This window comes from Parenemella sanctibonifatiensis (assembly GCF_002250565.1).
Taxonomy (GTDB): Bacteria; Actinomycetota; Actinomycetes; order Propionibacteriales; family Propionibacteriaceae; genus Parenemella; species Parenemella sanctibonifatiensis.
Genome location: NZ_NMVJ01000001.1, coordinates 263,737 through 283,113, shown reverse-complemented (window position 1 = coordinate 283,113; position 19,377 = coordinate 263,737). Strand labels below are relative to the sequence as shown.

20 protein-coding genes are annotated in these 19,377 nt (G+C 68.2%); 11 read left to right on the top strand and 9 right to left on the bottom strand.

What is annotated here, in order from left to right; genetic code table 11:
• Positions 1 to 8 precede the first annotated feature (8 nt).
• Positions 9 to 659 carry an HAD family hydrolase gene (locus CGZ91_RS01410; protein WP_179229165.1) on the top strand — a complete coding sequence of 217 codons (651 nt, stop codon included), beginning with the start codon at positions 9 to 11 and terminating at the stop codon, positions 657 to 659.
• Between the two features lie 25 nt (positions 660 to 684).
• Here CGZ91_RS01410 and CGZ91_RS01405 read toward each other — a convergent pair whose 3' ends face one another.
• Genes CGZ91_RS01405 through manD form a run of 6 tightly spaced genes read right to left on the bottom strand, consistent with a single transcriptional unit; the run spans position 685 to position 5,718 of the window.
• On the bottom strand, positions 685 to 1,626 hold the full coding sequence (locus CGZ91_RS01405) for a decaprenyl-phosphate phosphoribosyltransferase (RefSeq protein ID WP_094452185.1): 942 nt from the start codon (positions 1,624 to 1,626) through the stop codon (positions 685 to 687).
• A 12-nt stretch (positions 1,627 to 1,638) separates the two neighbouring features.
• Positions 1,639 to 2,247, bottom strand: a complete 609-nt coding sequence (locus tag CGZ91_RS01400) for a Maf family protein (protein WP_094452184.1) — start codon at positions 2,245 to 2,247, stop codon at positions 1,639 to 1,641.
• 10 nt (positions 2,248 to 2,257) lie between these two features.
• Entirely contained in the window at positions 2,258 to 3,121 is an 864-nt protein-coding gene (locus CGZ91_RS01395) for a biotin--[acetyl-CoA-carboxylase] ligase (RefSeq protein ID WP_094452183.1), read from the bottom strand.
• Positions 3,122 to 3,180: 59 nt separating this feature from the next.
• Positions 3,181 to 4,011, bottom strand: coding sequence for an MFS transporter (locus tag CGZ91_RS01390; RefSeq protein ID WP_094452182.1), 831 nt, complete (start codon positions 4,009 to 4,011; stop codon positions 3,181 to 3,183).
• Positions 3,930 to 4,493 carry a Rossmann-fold NAD(P)-binding domain-containing protein gene (locus CGZ91_RS01385; RefSeq protein WP_094452181.1) on the bottom strand — a complete coding sequence of 188 codons (564 nt, stop codon included), beginning with the start codon at positions 4,491 to 4,493 and terminating at the stop codon, positions 3,930 to 3,932. The genes CGZ91_RS01390 and CGZ91_RS01385 overlap by 82 nt, the downstream gene beginning before the upstream one ends.
• 10 nt (positions 4,494 to 4,503) lie before the next feature.
• Positions 4,504 to 5,718: a D-mannonate dehydratase ManD gene (gene manD, locus CGZ91_RS01380; protein ID WP_229116350.1), complete on the bottom strand. Its 1,215-nt coding sequence runs from the start codon at positions 5,716 to 5,718 to the stop codon at positions 4,504 to 4,506.
• Between the two features lie 483 nt (positions 5,719 to 6,201).
• Here manD and CGZ91_RS01375 point away from each other — a divergent pair, with 483 nt between their 5' ends.
• The 10 genes from CGZ91_RS01375 (at position 6,202) to CGZ91_RS01325 (ending at position 14,042) form a co-directional block, all read left to right on the top strand.
• The gene (locus tag CGZ91_RS01375; RefSeq protein ID WP_094452179.1) at positions 6,202 to 6,897 is read left to right on the top strand and encodes a FadR/GntR family transcriptional regulator; all 696 of its coding nucleotides are present in this window, start codon (positions 6,202 to 6,204) and stop codon (positions 6,895 to 6,897) included.
• A 145-nt stretch (positions 6,898 to 7,042) separates the two neighbouring features.
• Positions 7,043 to 7,561, top strand: a complete 519-nt coding sequence (locus tag CGZ91_RS01370) for a GtrA family protein (protein ID WP_324252644.1) — start codon at positions 7,043 to 7,045, stop codon at positions 7,559 to 7,561.
• A 37-nt stretch (positions 7,562 to 7,598) separates the two neighbouring features.
• Positions 7,599 to 8,789 carry a 5-(carboxyamino)imidazole ribonucleotide synthase gene (locus tag CGZ91_RS01365; RefSeq protein ID WP_267490220.1) on the top strand — a complete coding sequence of 397 codons (1,191 nt, stop codon included), beginning with the start codon at positions 7,599 to 7,601 and terminating at the stop codon, positions 8,787 to 8,789.
• 2 nt (positions 8,790 to 8,791) lie between these two features.
• Positions 8,792 to 9,313, top strand: coding sequence for a 5-(carboxyamino)imidazole ribonucleotide mutase (purE, locus tag CGZ91_RS01360; RefSeq protein ID WP_094452178.1), 522 nt, complete (start codon positions 8,792 to 8,794; stop codon positions 9,311 to 9,313).
• A complete protein-coding gene (locus CGZ91_RS01355; protein WP_094452177.1) occupies positions 9,306 to 10,127 on the top strand; it encodes an EI24 domain-containing protein in 822 nt (273 codons plus the stop codon). Before purE ends, CGZ91_RS01355 begins: the two co-directional genes overlap by 8 nt.
• 40 nt (positions 10,128 to 10,167) lie before the next feature.
• Positions 10,168 to 11,175 (top strand): LacI family DNA-binding transcriptional regulator, encoded by a 1,008-nt coding sequence (locus tag CGZ91_RS01350; protein WP_094450545.1) that lies wholly within the window; start codon positions 10,168 to 10,170, stop codon positions 11,173 to 11,175.
• A gap of 15 nt (positions 11,176 to 11,190) precedes the next feature.
• Positions 11,191 to 11,457 (top strand): DUF1707 domain-containing protein, encoded by a 267-nt coding sequence (locus CGZ91_RS01345; RefSeq protein WP_094452176.1) that lies wholly within the window; start codon positions 11,191 to 11,193, stop codon positions 11,455 to 11,457.
• 119 nt (positions 11,458 to 11,576) lie between these two features.
• Positions 11,577 to 12,773 carry a DegT/DnrJ/EryC1/StrS family aminotransferase gene (locus tag CGZ91_RS01340; protein WP_094452175.1) on the top strand — a complete coding sequence of 399 codons (1,197 nt, stop codon included), beginning with the start codon at positions 11,577 to 11,579 and terminating at the stop codon, positions 12,771 to 12,773.
• A 455-nt stretch (positions 12,774 to 13,228) separates the two neighbouring features.
• A complete protein-coding gene (locus CGZ91_RS01330) occupies positions 13,229 to 13,531 on the top strand; it encodes a hypothetical protein (protein WP_144008450.1) in 303 nt (100 codons plus the stop codon).
• Positions 13,524 to 14,042 carry a hypothetical protein gene (locus CGZ91_RS01325; RefSeq protein ID WP_094452172.1) on the top strand — a complete coding sequence of 173 codons (519 nt, stop codon included), beginning with the start codon at positions 13,524 to 13,526 and terminating at the stop codon, positions 14,040 to 14,042. Before CGZ91_RS01330 ends, CGZ91_RS01325 begins: the two co-directional genes overlap by 8 nt.
• 87 nt (positions 14,043 to 14,129) lie before the next feature.
• Here the strand turns inward: CGZ91_RS01325 and CGZ91_RS01320 are convergent, their stop codons facing one another.
• The 3 genes from CGZ91_RS01320 to CGZ91_RS01310 all read right to left on the bottom strand — a co-directional run bounded on the left by CGZ91_RS01320 (position 14,130) and on the right by CGZ91_RS01310 (position 19,368).
• Entirely contained in the window at positions 14,130 to 15,188 is a 1,059-nt protein-coding gene (locus CGZ91_RS01320; protein ID WP_094452171.1) for a dihydrodipicolinate synthase family protein, read from the bottom strand.
• Positions 15,188 to 16,228: an NAD-dependent epimerase/dehydratase family protein gene (locus tag CGZ91_RS01315; RefSeq protein WP_094452170.1), complete on the bottom strand. Its 1,041-nt coding sequence runs from the start codon at positions 16,226 to 16,228 to the stop codon at positions 15,188 to 15,190. The genes CGZ91_RS01320 and CGZ91_RS01315 overlap by 1 nt, the downstream gene beginning before the upstream one ends.
• A gap of 140 nt (positions 16,229 to 16,368) precedes the next feature.
• Positions 16,369 to 19,368, bottom strand: coding sequence for a glycoside hydrolase family 2 TIM barrel-domain containing protein (locus CGZ91_RS01310; protein WP_094452169.1), 3,000 nt, complete (start codon positions 19,366 to 19,368; stop codon positions 16,369 to 16,371).
• Positions 19,369 to 19,377 lie beyond the last annotated feature (9 nt).

Genomic DNA, 19,377 nt, shown 5'->3' with positions numbered 1-19,377 from the left:
TGCCGGGCGTGACCGAGCTGCTGCGCCCGACCATCCTGTTCGACTTCGACGGCACCCTGGCCAACACGGTGCCGCTGATCCTGGCCTCCTACCGACACACGTTCGACACGGTCGGTCTGCCCCCGGCTGATGAGGCCACCATCCGATCCTGGATCGGGCGCACCCTGCCCGACATGTTCACCGAACTCGCCGGCCCGGACCGGGTCGCCGAACTCACCGAGATCTACTCGACCTGGCAACACGACAACGCCGAGCAGCACCTGCTGCCATACGCCGGCATGCACCAGTTGGTGTCCGACCTCATCGAAGCCGGCGCCAAGGTCGGCATCGCGACGTCGCGCCGTCGCGGCAGCGCCCAGCGGCTGAAGGATTTGGTGGGGCTGGACGAGCGGCTGCCGCTGCTGGTCGGGCTCGAGGACTCCACCCAGCACAAGCCGGCCGCCGAGCCGTTGCTGCTGGCGGCCGAACGGCTCGGATCCGAGCCCGGGGACTGTGTCTATGTCGGCGATGCGCTGGTGGACCTGCGGGCCGCACAGGCTGCCGGCATGGTGGGCGTCGGGGTGACCTGGGGCGCGGGCGTACCGGGCGAGCTCCGTGCCGAATCAGCCCATGCCGTCGTCGACGAGATCGGGGACCTGCGTCGGGTGCTGCTCGGCTGAGCTGCCGCGGCTGGTGCTGACGAGCTCAGGACAGCACGGCCAGCGCGGCCAGCACGACGAAGATCAGGCCGAAGGCCTGCAGCACCCGGTCGCCCATGACGACGTCCTCGGGTTCGCCGGCCTTGCCGGAATCGATGTCCATCGCATAGCGCAGGATCGCCAGCACGAAGGGGGCGATCGAGAACGCCGCCCACGGCAATCCACCGATGCCCTGGTTGCCCATTTCGAAGGCCCACAAGCTGAACGACATCACCACCGCCGCAGCCGAGAGCTGCCACACGAAGCGCAGATAGGTGTCGGAGTAACGCTGCAGCGACTTGCGGGTGCCGGCCTGGGCGCCGAGCGCGATCATCTCGGAGTAGCGCTTGCCGCCCACCATGAACAGCGAGCCGAAGGAGGCGACCAACAGGAACCACTGGCTCAGCTCGATGTCCGAGGCCACGCCACCGGCGACGGCACGCAGCAGGAAGCCCGACGCCACCATCGCCAGGTCGATCACCGGCTGGTTCTTGAGCAGGACCGAATAGAGGACCTGGGCCACAAGATAGACCGCCAGGGTGACACCCAGACCGATCGAGATGAAGAATCCGAGCCCGAAACCGACCAGCGCACACACCCCGGCCAGCACCAACGCAGCCGGGATGCTCAGCTCGCCGGCGGCGATGGGACGGAACCGCTTCTTGGGATGGAGCCGGTCCTCCTCAACGTCACGGGCGTCGTTGATGAGATAGACCGTGGCGCTGATGAGGGAGAAGGCCACGAAGGCGCCCAGCGTGTTGAGCGCGACCTCGCCGTCGAAGAGCTGCCCCGAGGCCATCGGCGCGGCAACAACGAGGATGTTCTTGATCCACTGCTTGGGCCGCATGGCACGGATCGGCGCCGGCAGCCGGGACTTCCTGCGCTCGGCCGGCGCCTGATCGGCCGACTCGGCGGGGACAGTCGACTGGGGAGGTGTCTGCTCGCTCATGTTGGCATCAGCCTAGCCGTTGGCGCCGGTGCTGGGCTGCCACAACGACGGCCAGTCGAGGCCCAGGTCCTGACACAACAACCGCAACAACGGCACCGACACCCCGATGACATTGTGCGGGTCGCCCTCGATGCCGGTCACGAAGCCGGCGCCGTAGCCATCCAGGGTGAACGCCCCGGCCACCGCCAACGGTTCACCGGTGCCGACGTACGCCTCGATCTCCGCGTCGCTGACGTCGGCGAAGTGCACCGTGGTCGAGCCCACTCGCTCGGCGCGCTGCTCCCCGCGTACCAAACAGTGACCGGTGTGCAGGATCCCGCTGCGGCCTCGCATCAGTCGCCAACGTTCGGTGGCGACGTCGGGCTGCCACGGCTTGCCGTACGCGACCCCGTCCAGCTCCAGCACCGAATCGCAGCCCAGCACGAGCGCGTCGGCAGCCTGCGGTTGCGTGGCCACCGCGAGGGCCTTGCGGCGGGCCAACTGCTCGGCGATCCCCGCGGGGGTGCCGGTGACGTCGTCCTCGGGGACCCCGGAGACGATCACGTCAGGCGTCAGGCCGGCGCGCCGCAGTGTTGCCAGCCGGGCGGGGGACTGGGAGGCCAACACGAGTCGGATGCTCATGTCCGGCAGCCTAAGGGGAATCGGGGGAATCGGTCCCGGCCAACCGCAGATGGGTGACGTCGCCGGCTGCAAAACTCTGCCGACCGGCCTCGGTCTCGACGACCAGCGAACCGGTCCGGTCGACGTCGACGGCAGTGCCGACCACGCCGGCAGCGGCTCTGCGAGCCCCGGTTGCGCCGGAATCCTCGGCATCCAGGGTGATCCGGACCCGCGCCCCGATGGTCGCTGACCGGGCCCGATAACGCGCTGCCGGATCAGCTCCGGCGGCCCAGGCCGCCAGCTCCGCGGCAAGCGCGGTCAGCACCCGTGTCACCACCTCGGCGGCGGAGACGACGCCGCCTTTGCCCACCCCGTTGAGCGCCAGCGAGGAGGCAGTCGGCACCGGGAGCTGATCGCGGGTCATGGCGGTGTTGATGCCGATCCCGATGACGGCCAGGTCCGTCCCGGTCGGCCCGGTGGCACGGGAGACGAGGATGCCGCAGAGCTTTCCCGGGGCCGGTGCCTGCTCGGCGGCCAGGACATCGTTGGGCCACTTCAGGGCGGTCGGGACGCCCAGCTGGTTCAGTGCGGTGTCGACCGCGACCCCGGTCAACAGCGGCAGCCAACCCCACTGGTCTGCGGCGATGCCGTGGGGGGCCACCACGGCCGACATCGCCACGGCTGACCCCGGCGGCGTACGCCAGCTGCGGGTGAATCGGGCCCGGCCGGCGGTCTGGTCATCGGTCACCAACACCAGGCCGGGCGCGACGCCGGCGGCGACCCGGGCGAGCGCCTCGATGTTGGTGGAGCCGACCGAGGGCAGGTGCTCGATCTGCCAGCCCGGCACCTGAAGATCAGCAAGGCCGCCGGCCGACTGGTCAGTGGAGACGTTCATGTCTCCAGTCAACCAGCCCACCGGCGGCCTGCCTGCGGGGTTGCTTGCGCGGCTACGGATCAGCTGTCGCGGTGCCAGCTGCCGTTGCGTTCCACCAGCGCCTCACCGGGCACCGCATTGGTCTCGACGGTCAGGTCGCGGTTGCGGGTCTCGGGCGACAGCCAGGTTGCCACGAACGAGATCGCCATCATCAGGCCCATGTAGATCGCCACCGGCACCCAGGAATTGGAGAACAGCGCCAGAAGTCCCGAACCAATCAGCGGTGCGAAGCCGCCACCCAGCACCGAACCGAACTCGCGGCCCAGGGTGACGCCCGCGTACCGGTAACGGCTGCCGAACTGTTCGGAGAAATAACTCATCTGAGGGGCGGTGATGCCCTGGGCGGCGAAGATGTAGCCGAAGATGATCACCGCCGCGATCAGCACCTTGCTGGTGGTGTTGATCATCGGGAAGACCAGGAAGGGCGTCACCGTCAGGATCGCTGCCAGCACCAGCAGCCATGGGCGGCGACCGATCTTGTCGGCAACCCACCCCGACACGAAGGCCGAGACCGCTGCGGCCAGCGAACCGGCCAGCAGCACCGGCGGGACGAAGTCGTCCTCCATCATCAACACATTGACCAGATAGGAGGCCATGAACACCTGATACATGTAGGACTGGGTGGAGGCGCCCACGAAGCCGCCCATCACCCGCAGCACGGTGCCGCGACCGGTCTGCCAGACCTCCGCGAGCGGGGCCCGGTCCTCGACGTCGACGGCCTTCTTGAGTTCTGTGAAGACCGGGCTTTCGTGCAGGTGGGATCGCACGATCATGGCCAGGATGGTGACCAGAATGCTGGACCAGAAGATGGTGCGCCACCCCCACGCCAGCAGGGCTGCAGCAACCGCCATACGGCCTGGCCGATGTGGCCGTAGCCGATGATGCCGATGGTGCTGGCGCCCAGGGTGGCCGGCTGGCTCAGGCTCGGGTCGTGCACCGAGGAGGCCCAGACACCGTCGGTGAGGGCATGGGCCTGCTGCCACAGCGACCGGCGCAGCATCACCGCGCAGGCCACGACGTACTCAGCGATCGAGGCTTCGTGATGGAAAGTGTTGGCGACCGGTACGCCAGCGGGCAGCGCCGACTTGTCGATGCCGTCGTGGCCGGCGCCGGGCACCAGCACGGCCTGCAGCCGGGAAGCATGCTCGGTCATCGCCGGGGTGAAGGTGGTGCCCACGAAGACGTCGGCCTGGGCGAGGGCGTTCAGGCCGTCCTTGTTGGTGGGATCGGCGACCCAGTGGCAGTTGGCGACGTCGGCCACCAACTCTTCGAGCCGACTCTGGTGCTCGACGAGGTTGGGGTCGCTGACGAGTACGCGCAGGGGAGTGGTCACGGGCTCTCCTTCACCAGTCCAGGACGGCGCCGGTGACATCACGGGCGGTTGGCAGGTACGCGGTTTCGTAGGGATGGGCATTGAGGACCGACTCGTCCAGGTCCACTCCCAGGCCCGGTGCGTCACCGGCGTACAGGTGGCCCTGTTCGAAGCGCCAGTCGTGTGGGAAGGCCTCGTGCACGATCTCGGGATAGCCCATGTATTCCTGGACACCCCAGTTGTGGGTGGCCGTGGCGAGCTGGATCGAGGCGGCCATCGCGACAGGGGAGATGTCGGAGGGGCCGTGCGGGCCCGCCTTGACGCCGTGCAACTCGGCGAGTGAGTAGATCTTGCGAACGTGGCTGATGCCGCCGGCGTGGTTGACCGCGACCCGGATGTAGTCGATGAGGCGGTCCTCGATCAGGCGCTGGCAGTCCCAGATGGTGTTGAAGACCTCACCGATCGCCAACGGAGTGATGCTGGCGTCCCGAACGACGCGCAGCGCCTCGGGATCCTCGGCGGGGGTGATGTCTTCGAGCCAGAAGAGGTGCAGCGGCTCGACCTCGCGGGCCAGCCGAGCGGCCTCGGTCGGGGTGAGGCGGTGGTGGACGTCGTGGAGCAGGTGGACCAGTGGGCCGACCTTCTCCCGCGCCGCGGCAAGAATCTGCGGGGCATGGTGCAGGTACGCCGCGGAGTTGAAGACCTCCTCGCTGGGGCGGGCGCCACGGCCGGCAGGCTCATAGGACGGGTTCTTGGAGACCCCGTACACCTTGTCCACGCCGGGGATGCCGGACTGCACGCGAATGTGGGTGGCGCCCTGGTCGAGCTGGGCGTCGATGGCGTCCATCAAGGCGGGCACGTCCCAGCCGAAGGCGTGCTGGTAGGCGGGGATCTTGTCGCGGACCCGGCCGCCGAGCAGCTGGTGCACCGGCAGTCCGGCGCGCTTGCCCTGGATGTCCCACAGGGCCATGTCGATGGCGCCGATGGCGGCCATGGTGACGGGGCCGCGACGCCAGTAGGCACCGCGGTAGAGGTACTGCCAGGTGTCCTCGATGCGGCTGGGGTCGCTGCCGATCAGCAGCGGGGCGATGTGGTCGCGCAGATAGCTGGCGACGGCGAGCTCCCGGCCGTTCACGGTCGCGTCACCCAGACCGACGATGCCGTCGGCTGTGGTGATGCGCAGCGTGACGTAGTTGCGGCTCGGGCTCGCGACGAGGACCTCAGCGGACTGGATCGTGTCTGTCACAGACTTCTCCTTGGTTTGCGGCACTGCAGGGCGCCGCTTGAGCGGCATTGATAGTACGATAAACACAAGATCGTATGATTGACAAGAGGTTCGGTCAGTTTGCCGGGACGTGGGCCTGGTCCTCCGGCGGATACCGATCCGGTACGCCCGCCACACCCGACACCGCCCCCAATCCCCACCTTTGAGGCGCCGGCCGACCTGCACAACTACAGCTTGCTGTGGTTCTGTCGCGGCGGGCGTACGCCGGAGCTTGGTGCCCGACGGACCGACCCGCATAACTACAGCTTCTCGTAGCTACGCAGGCGAAATGGGCCAGTTGGCCTGCATAACTACAGCCTGCTGTAGTTACGCCCGGCTGGCCCCGGTCTTGTTTGCCGCATCCCCCGGCGTACGTCTCCCGGCAGGGCGGGCTCCGAGCGGCCCGCACGCCGGTGCGGCAGACTTGCCCGGAGCATCCGGTTCGGATCAGAAAGGAGTGTGGGGGTGGCGAGATCCCGATTCGACGACGTCCTGCGTGAAGTGGGTCTGTCGATCGTCAGCGAGTCCGTACCGCCCGGCACCCGGCTGACGCTGTCCGACCTGGAGGACCGGCACTCCATCTCCCGCACCCTGGCCCGTGATGTCGTCATGGCCCTGCAGGCCCTGGGACTGGTGGAGAGCCGGCGCCGCGCCGGCATCTCGATCCAGCCCCGCTCCAGTTGGCAGGTGCTGAGCCCGCTGGTGGTGGCGTGGCGGCTGTCGACCCGGGACCGGCGCAGCCAGTTGGCCTCGCTCACTGATGTCCGCGCCGCGATCGAACCGATGGCAGCCCGGCTCGCCGTGACCGCCGCCACGCCGGCGCAGCGGCAGAGGCTGGTCACGCTCGCCACCCAGATGGTCGAGCTGGACGCGTCGGGTCTGGGCTGGGCCGATGAGTATCTGGCCGCCGACATCGACTTCCATTCGCTGCTGCTGGAAGCTTCCGGCAACGAGATGCTCTATGCGATGCGGGGCATGGTCGCCGAGGTGCTGCAGGGCCGCGCTGACCAGGACCGCACCACCCGCACCGACCCGGTCGCCGTACGCCACCACCTGCTGGTCGCCGAAGCGATCGCGGGTGCCGACGCCGCCAGCGCTGAGGCCGCCTCGCGCCGTCAGCTCGCCATGGTCCACACCGAGCTCGGCCTCGAGCAGCCCTGAGGCGCAGGTCCGCGTGCGCCAATCCACACTCGATGCACGAAACGGCGGTGTCAAGGTCGGGTGTGGGGCAACGAGTGTGAGTTGATGCCCGCGCGGCCGCCCAACACCGCCCGACCCACGTCCTGGACGAGTAGGGTTGAGCCCCGTGGCAGGAAGTGACCAGAACGCGCCCGCATCGCCGGGCATCCCCGCACCGGCGGAGGTCCCGCTGGGATCCCCGGGCACCGAGGGGGATCCGGGTGGCAGCACGCTGTGGACCCAGATCTGGCGGTTCTTCCTCACCGGCGTCTTGTCCGCGATCGTCGACTTCAGTCTGCTGAACCTCCTCATGTACGCCGGGCTGCCCTTCTGGGCGGCCAAGGCGCTGTCCTTCATTGCCGGCACCACGACGGCGTACCTGATCAACCGTCGCTGGACGTTCCGTGCCGAACCCTCCCGCAAGCGATTCATCGCGGTCGTCATCCTGTACGCCCTCACCTTCGCCCTCCAGGTGGGGCTGTCCACGCTGCTGCACTGGTGGGTCAACACCAACGGCGGCGGCACCATCGAGGACCCAGCCACCCTGGAGTTGGTCGCCCGCACCGTCGGCTTTGTGGTCGGTCAGGGCGTCGCCACCGTGGTGAACTTCATCGTCCAGCGGGTCTGGATCTTCACGATCGACTGATCCACGACCCGCCGCGAGCTCCACTAGGCTGGGCCGGGTGGAGACAGCAGACGGACCTCGTTGGGTGATCGGCATCATCGGGGGTGGCCAGCTCGCCAGGATGATGGATGCCGCCGCCATCGGTTTGGGTGTCGATGTACGCCTGCTGTCCGAGGCGCCTGACAGTTCCGCCGCCCGGGTGGTGCACGAGGTGGTCCTCGGTGATCACACCGACGAGGAGACTGTCGCCGAGTTCGCCCGCGGCTGCGATGTCATCACCTTTGACCACGAACACGTCCCGACCGCGATCCTGCAACGCCTGGAGGCTGACGGGGTTGCCGTACGCCCGGGCCCGGCCGCCCTGGTCCACGCCCAGGACAAGGCGGTGATGCGGGAGCGTCTCACCGCGATGGGGATTCCGTGCCCGACCTGGCGGGTCGTTGCCGACCCGGCCGAATTGACGGCCTTCGGTGACGAACTGGGGTGGCCGATCATCGCCAAGACCTCGCGGGGCGGGTACGACGGCAAGGGGGTCTGGAAGCTCGACTCCGCAGCCGACGTGGCCGCGCCTTTCGAGGGGCTGGCACCTGGCGTACAGGTGGTTGCCGAGGAGTTCGTGCCGTTCGTACGCGAGCTGTCCGCGCTGGTGGTCCGCAGCCCCTCGGGGCAACTGGTGGCTTATCCGGTCAGTGAGACAGTGCAGCGCGACGGGGTCTGCGTCGAGACCACGACCCCGGCGCCCGGGATGTCGGAGGAGCAGGCAATCCACGCGCAAGGACTGGCGCTGCGGATCGCCGAGGAACTCGGCGTCACCGGCCTGCTGGCGGTGGAACTGATGGAACGTGCCGACGGCACAGTGGTCGTCAACGAGCTCGCGATGCGCCCGCACAACACCGGCCACTGGAGCATCGACGGGGCCGTCACTTCCCAGTTCGAGAACCATCTGCGAGCCGTGCTGGACCTGCCGTTGGGTGATCCGGGGGTACGTGCGCCGGTCACCGTGATGCACAACGTGCTGGGTGGCACGGTCGAGGACCTGCCCTCAGCCCTGCTGCACTGTTTTGCGCGGGACCGCCGCCTCAAGGTGCAGCTCTACGGCAAGCAGGTGAAGCCGGGCCGCAAGGTCGGCCACGTCACTGCGTACGGGCATGATCTGGAGGAGGTACGCCGGCGCGCCCGGCACGCCGCCAACTACCTGATGGGCATCGAAGAGACCGAAGAAACAGACCAGGAAGCGACGGGGGACTGAGCATGGCACGGGTCGGAATCGTGATGGGGTCGGATTCGGACTGGCCCACCATGGAGGCGGCATCGACCGCGCTCGCCGAGTTCGGCGTGGCCCACGAGGTCGGCGTCGTCTCGGCGCACCGGATGCCGCAGCGGATGATCGACTACGGCCGCCAGGCCCACGAACGCGGCCTGGAGGTGCTGATCGCCGGTGCCGGCGGCGCGGCCCACCTGCCCGGCATGCTCGCCTCGGTGACCCCACTGCCGGTCATCGGCGTGCCGGTCGCCCTCGCCAAACTCGACGGCCTGGACTCGCTGCTGTCGATCGTGCAGATGCCCGCCGGGGTGCCGGTGGCGACCGTGGCGATCGGCAACGCCCGCAATGCCGGACTGCTGGCGGTCCGCATCCTGGCCGCATGCGACCCGCAGCTGCGGCAGGCGATGGTGGACTTCCAAGCCGAACTGGAACGCGTGGCCGACGCCAAGAACGCCAACCTGCCCGCCGAGCTACGGATCGGGGGGCCCGCAGGGGTCAGTGATGACTGATCAGCCCGATCCGGCCGAGCCGATGGCGCCGCCCGCGCCGCCGGAGCCCACCGCCCCCTACGGGGTGGCCGGCTTCCTCAGCGGGGTCGCGACGCTGGGGCGGGGCTTCGGCTGGATCGTTCGGCGCAAGAAACTGCTCGGCCTTGGGCTGTTGCCGCCGTTGATCGTGTCGATCGTGGAGATCGCCGCGATCGTCTGGCTGGCAATGAACGCCGCGTCCTGGGTGGAGAGCCTGACCGGTTTCATGGCCAGCTGGGATCCGGCCGTGGTCGAGTTGGCACGGCTGGCGCTGCAGATCATGGTGACGATCGCGGCGGCCTTCCTGGCGATCATCACCTTCGTCGCCGTGACGCTGGCGGTCGGCGCGCCGATCTATGACCTGATCGCCGCGGAGGTCGACAGACAGCTCGGCCTCACTGACCCGGCGCCGCAGACCTTGGCGTACACCGTGGTGCGGACCATCGGCCAGCTGATCGTGACCCTGGCGCAGAGTGCGTTGGTGGCGGTCGGCGTGTTCGCGATCGGACTGATCCCGGTGGTGGGGCAGGTCGCTGGCATTGCGATCTCCTTTGCCTGGGGCAGCTGGGCGATCACCAAGGAAGTGGTGGGTACGCCGTTCCAGTCCCGTGGACTGATGGACCTGGTTGATCGCAGTGCTGCGATGCGGTCCCGCCGCATGTACGTCTTTGGCTTCGGGCTGCCGACGTTCGCCTTGATGGCCATCCCCGGACTGTCGATCATCGTCTTCCCGGCAGCGGTCGCCGGTGGCGTCCTGGTGACGCGGGGACTGCTGGGGGACGAGACGTCCGCCTGATTTTCCCGAGAGTAATCGTTTCTTACGCTATGGTGCCAAGGTGGCTGTAGTGAACCTCAAAGCCGTGGCGCACAAGGCGGGTGTGTCGCTGGCGACCGCCTCGCGGGTGCTGTCCGGCAGTACGTACCCCGTCCGTGACGATCTCCGGCAGCGCGTCATCGAAGCCGCCGAGGAACTCGACTACGTGCCCAATGCGCAGGCGCAGGGCCTGCTGCACGGCAACCCCAACACGATCGGCGTCCTGGTGGGCGACACCGGTGACCCGTTCTTCTCCGGCATCATCGCCGGCATCCACCAGGCTGCGACCGAGCGTCGCGCGATGGTGACGATCTCCAACACCCGCCGCGACCCGCAACTCGAGCTGGACGCCTTCCGTACCCTGCAGGGCCAGCGCTGCGGCGTGGTCATCCTGGCTGGATCAGGCTATGACGACGAGGACTACCAGGCCAAGATGGAGCAGCGGATCCGCTCCTTCGGCCGGGACGGTCGCGCCACCATTCTGATCGGTCGGCACGAGCTCGACGTTCAGGCGGGCCGGGTGCTGGCTGACAATGCCGAGGCTGGTCGGTTGATGGGCAAGCACCTGGCGGACCTGGGGCACCGCAAGATCGGCATCCTCACTGGTGACCCCCACATCAGCTCCACCAAGGACCGCGTCTCCGGGATCATGGGGGTGCTGCCCGAGGCGGTCGCCCTGCCGGTCGACCCGACCCGTGACGGTGGGTACGCCGGCGCCCAGCAGCTGCTCGCCGAGCATGACGACATCACCGCGATCGCCGGCACCGCCGACCAGATGGCGATGGGGGCGATGGCGTACCTGCGTGAGCAGGGGATCACGGTGCCGCAGGAGATGTCGGTGATCGGCTGCAACGACATCTGGCCCAGCCGTGACCTGAACCCGCCGATGACCTCGGTGCGGTTGCCGCTGGAGGAGATGGGTGCCGAGGCCGTCAAGCTCAGCGCCCGCACCGGCGACATCTCCAACGTCGACATCGAGTTGCCGGTGGAGTTGATCGTGCGGGAGTCCACCGGGCCGGCGCGGTCCTGACCGCTGGCGTACCGCATGCCTGATCCGACGGAGTTGCCCGACGCCTCGCTTCGGGTGTCGGCGGCCCAGCGGGATCACGCGGCGACACTGCTGCGTGAGGCCGTCGTTGACGAGCGGCTGACCTTTGAGGAGATGGAGGCGCGGATCCCGGCGGCGCTGATCCTGCGCGGGGTCACCAGCAGCACCGTGCAGGTGCGGCATCCGAACCGCCGGGATCGACGGCTGCTGCGCAAGTTCGCCGAGCGACAGCAGGCGCAGCGGCGCGAACTCACCCAGGGTTGAGCGTTAGATTGAGCTGAGTCAGGGTTGAAAGTTCGACGGCGCGGGGCCTAGCCTTAGAAAACGATTGCACCGCGGCATTCCTGGCAGCGGTGCCGCAGGATACCCGTCATTGGAGTGACATGACCCGCACGTTCCCCACCACCGAAAATGCTTCCGGTCGTCGCATCGGCGAGGAGGAACTCGCCGCCGTCGAGCGGGTGATCCGCACCGGTCACCTGAGCCGTGTCGGTGGTGTCGAGACCCCCGCGCTGGAGGAGGAGTTCGCCTCCCTGCTGGGCGTCAAGCACGCCGTAGCCTCGACCTCGGGGTCCTCGGCGCTGCACCTGGCGGTCGCCGGCATCCAGCCCGAGCCCGGCGATGAGTTCATCTGCCCGCCGATCACCGACTTCGGCACCGTCCTGGGGGTGCTCGCCAACGGCGGCGTCCCGGTCTTCGCCGACCTGGACCCGACCACCGGCTGCATGACGGTGGAGACCATTGAGGCGGTGGCGACCGAGCGGACCCGCGCCATCATGCTGGTGCACCTCTTCGGTGGTGCAGCCGACGTCATCGGCGTACGCCAGTGGGCCCAGCAGCGCGGCATCGCCGTCATCGAGGACTGTGCCCAGGCCTACCTCGCCCAGCCCAAGGGGGAGGACGGCTACGTCGGTTCCTTCGGGGACATCGGCTGCTTCAGCCTGCAGCAGTCCAAGCACATCACCGCGGGTGACGGTGGCTTCACCGTCACCAACGACGATGACATCGCCCGTCGGATGCGTCTCTTCTCCGACAAGGGCTGGCCGCGTGACACGGGCGAGCGCACCCACCTGCGACTCGGCCTGAACTACCGGATGACCGACCTGACGGCCGCGGTGGCCCGGGCCCAGCTGCCCAAGCTGCCCTCGATCGTGGGCGACCGGCGTAGCATCGCCAAGCGCATCATCGACGCCGTGGACATGCCCGGCATCCAGCTGGTGGCCGAGCCGGACCGGCACTCGTTCTGGCTGTTCCCGATGATCATCGACAGCGCCAAGCTCGGTTTCGGGCACAAGGAGTTCACCGCGATCACCGGCCAGGCCGGCCTGCCGATCGGCGGTGGCTACCTGCAACGGCTGATCCACCAGACCCCGGCCTTCGCCGAGCACAAGACCTTCGGCGAGTCCGGCTGGCCGATCACCGATGTCGACTACTCCGATGCCGCGGTCAACGTCCCGGTCGCTCAGGGCATGCTGGATTCGGGCCTGATGGTGATGCAGCTGAACGAGAACTACACCACCGAGGACGCCGACTACATCGCCGAGCACCTGCAGCAGGCGTACGACCAGCTCACCAAGTGAGCTGAGGGCCGGCCAGAACAACAAGAACCCTCAACCCGACCGGGTTGGGGGTTCTTGGGTGTCGGCGTCAGGAACGCCAGCGGTCCCGACCTTGACGCCGGTCAGGATCTCAGGTCGACTCAGGGGTGAAGTCTACGATTGACTGGACCTCCGGCTGCCCGGCGGCTTCATCGCCCGCCAGAAGCGAGACCGTGACCTTGGCCTCGACCAAGTGTGCGGCACTTGGGGGGCAATCCTTCTTGTGGTAGTAGGGCAACAGGCGGCGTGGGCCGAAGATCCGGAAGATGAGTGGCTTGAAGCCATGCGAGTGCAACAGCTTCAGGAGCCACTACTGGATGCAGCTACCCTCATTGGCGAAGGTATCGAAGAAGCTGTCCCGTCCGAGGGCTACGCGGGAGTGGAGATCGATGTTGACTCCTAGACGGTTACGTTGTACTGGAGTCGGGGTGCACTGCTTGATCACCGTTGAAGACACCAATGTCTCTTGGTGGGTCGATGATGTCGGTGACGTGATTGGGGTCCGTGCCCGCGCCAATCATCAGAGCTACGTGGCAGTGGGCGGAGGGGACAGCGGCGGCCCTGTTCTGGTTCCCGATTTCCACAACCAGGATCTTGTGCACGCCGTTGGAATCATCAGCGCCGGCTCAAACGAGGTCACGTGCGGAAACGTCGACCCTGCGGTGGAGGAGTGCAACAACGTGGTGTACTTCGTTCAGATCGAGCGGTTGCTCTACGGAGGCGAGTTGATTTATGGCTGACCTGATGATGGCGCGATGGTTTGCGGCTGTTGCTGCGGCTGCCTGCATACTGGTGACCGGTTGTGGCGGAGGCGCTGCCGCTGCGCCGGCGCGGATCGAAGGGCTCTGCCCGACCGACGACGCGGCGTACAACAACGAGACAGGCGGGCCGCGGCAGGAGATCCCGGATGGCTTCGAGATCGAGGCCGTGACCTGGTGCTCGCGCCCGGTTCCAGACAATCCACTCATCGAGCGGTTCACCACGGAGGTGGAGCCGCTGGTTGAACTCATCGAGGAGATTCCGACGACGCCGCCGCCGACCGTCACCCGGAACGGCGCGGTGTTGGCCTGCGGCTCGCAGCCCGGCAATCGCGAGATCGTCTACCTCTACCCGGCCGAGGGCGAACCAATCTTCTGGGCAGTGCCGGTCGACGACGCCTGCGGATCGCCCCGCGACCGCCACGATGTCTACGAGGTGCTGGAGCACGACATGACATGGACGTGGACGGGCGATCCGGTGCAGGTGCCCTGACGACGCTCGGCGTCACCCGTGCCGCGGACCGCCCCCAACAACAAGGAACCCCAACCCGATCGGGTTGGGGTTCCTTGTGTCTCGGACTCAGGACCGCCAGTGGTCGCGGTTCTGGGCGACGAACTGCTGGTCGCACCAATCGGGATGGATCCGCAGCACCTGGGCGATGAGTTCGTCCTGGCCAGGCGACAGCCGCTCGTTGTCGCTGAGGCAGACCGCGGTGTCGATGACGCCCTGCTGGCGCAGCATCTCGTTGATGCCCGCCACGCAGCCGGCGAAGTTGTTGGCGGTGTCGAAGACTGCCGCATTCACCTCGACGACCTCCGGTGCCGCGCTCAGCAGCGCCAACGAGACCGAACCCTCGTCGCGGGCGGTCAGCACCTGATCCAGCAGGCCCACCGCGGCGCGCGTACCCACGGCCCATTCGCCCAGCAGGCCGCCGTGGCAGTAGAGGACCCGATCCTCGCCGTTGACCTCCCGCCGGAACGGGGTGATGAGGTCATGGACAATGGTGTCGTCGTTACCGGTCAGGTATGCCAGCTCCTGCCAGCGGTCCGACTCGATCATCGCCGTCACCAGGTCATGGCTGCGGTAGCGATCGAAGGGGGCCGCCTTGGCGCCGACCACCGTCGGCACCTCGAACAGCCGCGACCAGTAGTCACGCGACAGCAACCGACCGCCGACGCTCTCCTGCAGATAGAAGCCCAGCGTGGGCAGCACCTCACCGATGGCGCGGGTGCGCTCGATCAGCTGATCCTCGTCCCAACCGGCGGTGCCGCGGCCCGCCACCAAGATGGCGTCGTAGCCGGCCTCGGCGGCCAGCTGGGCCTCGGTGACGGCCTGTTCGGTGTCGCCGGCGATGCCGGCGATCAGCAGCCGCCGGTCCTCACCCTTGGCCTCGGCATGGGCGGTCGCCTCAGCGGCTGCCGATTGGTAGACCTCGGCGAGCATGCCGTGGTCGTCATGCAGCTCGAACTGGGTGGTGTGGACGCCTACCGCCAAGCCGCTGGCCCCCGAGTCGAGGTAGTAGCGGGTCAGCGCGCGCTGGGAACGCCAGTCGATCTGACGATCCTGCGACAGCGCCAACGGGTGGGCGGGAATGACGACGCCGGCGCGAAGCTTCGCGACCAGATCTGCCTGCTGCATCAGAACTTCCCCTCACGCTGCTGAAACTTGGTGGCCTTGCCGAGCTGGCGACCGCCGCCCTTGATCCACTCGGCGGCCCAGGCGATGGCCTGGCGGACGGTGACCTCGGGATAGCCGTAGAGGCCGTGGGCGTGGCTGGAGTCGTTGAGTAGCGCGGTGTCGGCTTCCTCGCCGACGATGGTCGGCTCGATGTCGAGTTCGGCGCCCAACAGCTCGGCGATCCGGCGGGTGCCGATGGTCTCCGGGCCGGTCGCGTTGAGGATGTGGGGCGGGTTGCTGGCCAGCTCGAGGCTGCGCAGCGTCCAGATGTTCGAGTCGGTCTGCCACACCACGTTGACCGCCGGCATGGTGACGTCGATCTCCTCACCGGCGACCATCTTGGTCGCGATGTCGGCGATCACGCCGTAGCGCAGCTCGACGGCGTAGTTGAGCCGGAAGATCGTCACCGGCGTACCGAACTGGTGAGCGGCATGGCTGAAGACCTGCTCACGGGCCAAGCAGGACTGGGCGTACTGGCCGACGGGACCGGTGGGGTCGGACTCGATCGAACCGCCCTGGTTGATCGGGACCAACGGATAGACGTTGCCGGTGGAGTAGACCACGCTCGGCACGCCGCGGTAGCGGTTGGCGGCCATCGTCGGAATGGCGGCATTCGACCACCAGGTGAGGTGTTCCTGCCCGGTGGTGCCGAACTTCTGGCCGGTCAGATAGAACATCGCCTTGGCGTCGGGCAGGTCGGCGTAGGAGTCCGGGTCGGACAGGTCAGCGGCATGGGTGGTGATGCCGGCCGATTCCATGCGTTCCCGGGCGCCGGCGTCGCTCCAGCGCGACACTCCGATCACCTTGGCATTGGAGCCGACCTCGCGCAGCGCGTTGACGGCCATCATCGCCAGGGTGGGGCCGACCTTGCCGCCGGCGCCGAGGATCACGATGTCGCCGTCAACCGCCGCCAGTGCCTCGCCGACCCCCGGTCGGGGGGTCGACAGGAGTTCCTCCAGCTCCGCCTCCGTGGCGGGAGCGGGGCCCCAGGGGTAAGTCATGCGTCGGTCCTTTCACGGGGTGAGCGCACCGGGCGTCGTGGCGCACCGGTGTAAGTTCGCTCCAGCTTAGAGGAAAAGGATTACCGGCGAAAGACCTGAGCCGCAGTGGAGCCCAACTCGTGCCGAATCGTGACCTTCGCTCACCCCAGCAGGTCGAAGCGGAACCGCCGCCGCCGCTGCTGCTCGGTCAACGTCTCGGCCCGCAGCACGAATTCCTCGCTCAAGCGAGGGCCGCAGGCGGCCGATCCGAGCCCGCGCTGAGCCAGGTCCAGATGCAACCAGACCTGGTCCTCGCCAACCAAGTCGATGGTGTGCTCGGCCGCAGCCAGGGCAGCCGTCGACCACGGCGCCAGCGCGATATCGAAGGGGATGTCGGAGCTGATCCGGACGCCGTGGTGCTGATGATCCGCCACCTCGGCCCAGCGCACGCCGCTGCGATTACCGTTCTCCTGCGGGCGTACATAGGGCGTCTGCCACTGCGCCACCGAGAGCTGGTGACGGTCCAGCCAGACCGCCGTCCGGGAGTCGGGATAGGACTCGCCCGGCCCCAGACCGAACCAGGTCACCTGCTGCCATGAGCGGGGCAGCGCGAACGTCAGGCCGATCCGGCCCAGTTCGATGCCCCGCCAGTCACCTTCGAAGTCCAGCGCGACGTCCAGCTCGACCGAGGACCCGTACGCCGTCCACTGCCAGCTGGTCCGGACGCCCAGCTGACGGCCGGCCGGGGCGGTGCGGGTGACGACCCGCAGCTGGGAGCCGGACAGCTGGGCCTCGAGCACCTCGTCGTGGAGCCGGTCCAGTCCGAGTTCGTGCCACTGCGCCCCGGGAGTCAGCCGGTGCCAGGCGTCGTCGGCAACGGGGGAGCGGCGGTCATTGTCGATCGGGGCGCGGGCCAGCTCGACCCTTGGCGCGGTGATGGCGTGCTCGCCCAGCCGCACCAGTTGGCCCCGGTCGTCGAAGACAGCTGCGCCAGCTTGGAAGCCTGCGCCGGTACGCCGAGGCGTCGACACCGGCCCGGTGGCCTTCGGCGTCGTCGAGATGCTGGCTTCGCCGCGGGCGACGACGTGCCCGCGGTCGGCCCACGGCCGGTCGGTGACCAGCCGGGCCTCGACCCGCCACCACCGTTCCCCCGTGGGTTCGCCCAGATTCGCGTCGGGCAGCGCCGGCAGGTCGACCTGGGCCTGGTCGCCCGCCGCGATGACCTCCAGGTTCAGCGGACCCTCGGCCCGCGCACCGGTCTCGTCGCCGGCGATCCAGTGGAAGTCCAGATGGGTGGTGTCGAGCTCGCGGTAGCGGTTGCTGACCGTGGCGACGCGCTGGTCGGGGTCGATGCTGATGGCGATCGGGGAGTAGACCGCAGCCATCTCCAGAGCGCCCGGTGAGGGCGTACGGTCGGGGAAGATGAGCCCGTCGATGACGAAGTTGCCGTCGTGGAGTTCCTCGCCGAAATCACCGCCGTAGGCATAGAACTCCTGGCCCTTGTTGGGGCCGCTGAGGGCGCGGCGCAGGATCCCGTGGTCGATCCACTCCCACACGAAACCGCCGATCAGACGTTCGTAGCGGTCGAAGAGCTCGCGGTACTGGGCCAGGTCGCCGGGCCCATTGCCCATCGCATGGGCGTACTCACACAGCAGGTAGGGACGGGTCCGGCGTACCTCATGCTGCTCGGTGGTCAGCTCACCCTGCCGGGATTCGGGGCCCTCCTCGACCTTGCCGATCCGCTCCAGTTGCGGCAGGCCCGTGTACATCTGGCTGAAGACGTCAACGTAGGCCGCGGCCTGGTCGCCCTCGTAGTGGATCAGCCGGGTTGGGTCGTTGTCGCGGGTCCACTGCGCCATCGCGGCGATGTTGGGGCCGGTGTCGGACTCGTTGCCCATCGACCACATGATGATGCTGGGGTGGTTCTTGTCGCGGTGCACCATCCGCTGGACCCGGTTGAGCAGCGCGTCAGCCCATTTCGGGTCGGTCCCGGGATTGCCCTGCCAGCCGTCCAGCTCGAAACCGTGGGTCTCCAGGTCACATTCGTCGATGACCCACAGGCCGTAGCGGTCGCACAGGTCCAGGAAATAGGGGTGCGGCGGATAGTGAGAGGTCCGCACGGCGTTGACGTTGAGCCGCTTCATCAGGCGTACGTCGGCCTCCATGGTGGCGGCGTCGAGCGTACGCCCGGTGCGCGGGTGCCATTCGTGGCGGTTGACGCCGAGGAAGAGCACGGGTTCGCCATTGGCAAGCACCTGATGGCCGGAAACCTCGACCCGACGAAAGCCCACCGAGAGCCGGATCTCCTCACCGGGAGCGCGCAGGACGCCCTGATAGAGGGTGGGGCGCTCGGCCGACCACGGTGTCACCTGCACGGTGTAGGTCTGCCCGGTGACGGCCTCGTGCAGCCCCAACTCGGGCAGCGCGTAGGTGCATTCGACCGGTTCGCCGGCCCGTTCGGCGGTCACCGTGAGATGTCCGGTGCCGGTGGCCGGGTCGTAGTCGGCGACCACGCGATGGTCGTCGATACCGTCGCTGGGGCGCGGCAGCAGAGCTACCGAACGGAACAGTCCCGACAGCCACCACTGGTCCTGGTCCTCGATCCAGGTCGCCGCCGACCACTGCGCCACCCGGGCCACGACCGTGTTCTCGCCGGGCCGCAGCCACGGCGTCACGTCGAACTCGACCGGCAGTCGACTGCCCGTGGAATGCCCGACCCGGTGCCCGTTCCACCACACCGTCAGGTGGGAGTCAGCGCCCTCGAAGCGCAACACCCACCGGGTGGTCTCGGTGTCGGGATCGTCTGGCACGGTGACGGTGCGCTGATATTCACCGACCGGATTGGCTTGGCCGTGGATGTCGCCCAGCGGCACCCGCGGCGGGTCGACCGGCAGCGGATAGATGACGTTGGTGTACGCCGGCAGCCCCCATTTGGCCTCGTCGAGCCGCTTGTCGGGCTCCAGGCCTTGGAGCTGGAAGTGGCCGGGCACCTGAATGGTGTCGTGACCCGGAGCTCCCGGCGCGGCGTCGATGTCGCGGGCGGGATGGAGGCGGAAGGCCCACGGGCCGTCCAGACTGATCTGGGGAGCGGAGCTGGTGGCGGTGGCACGAGGGGGCAGGGCGCCCTGCCACGGGGTCGTGTCCTGCAGTGGGCTGACCATGTCCGCAGA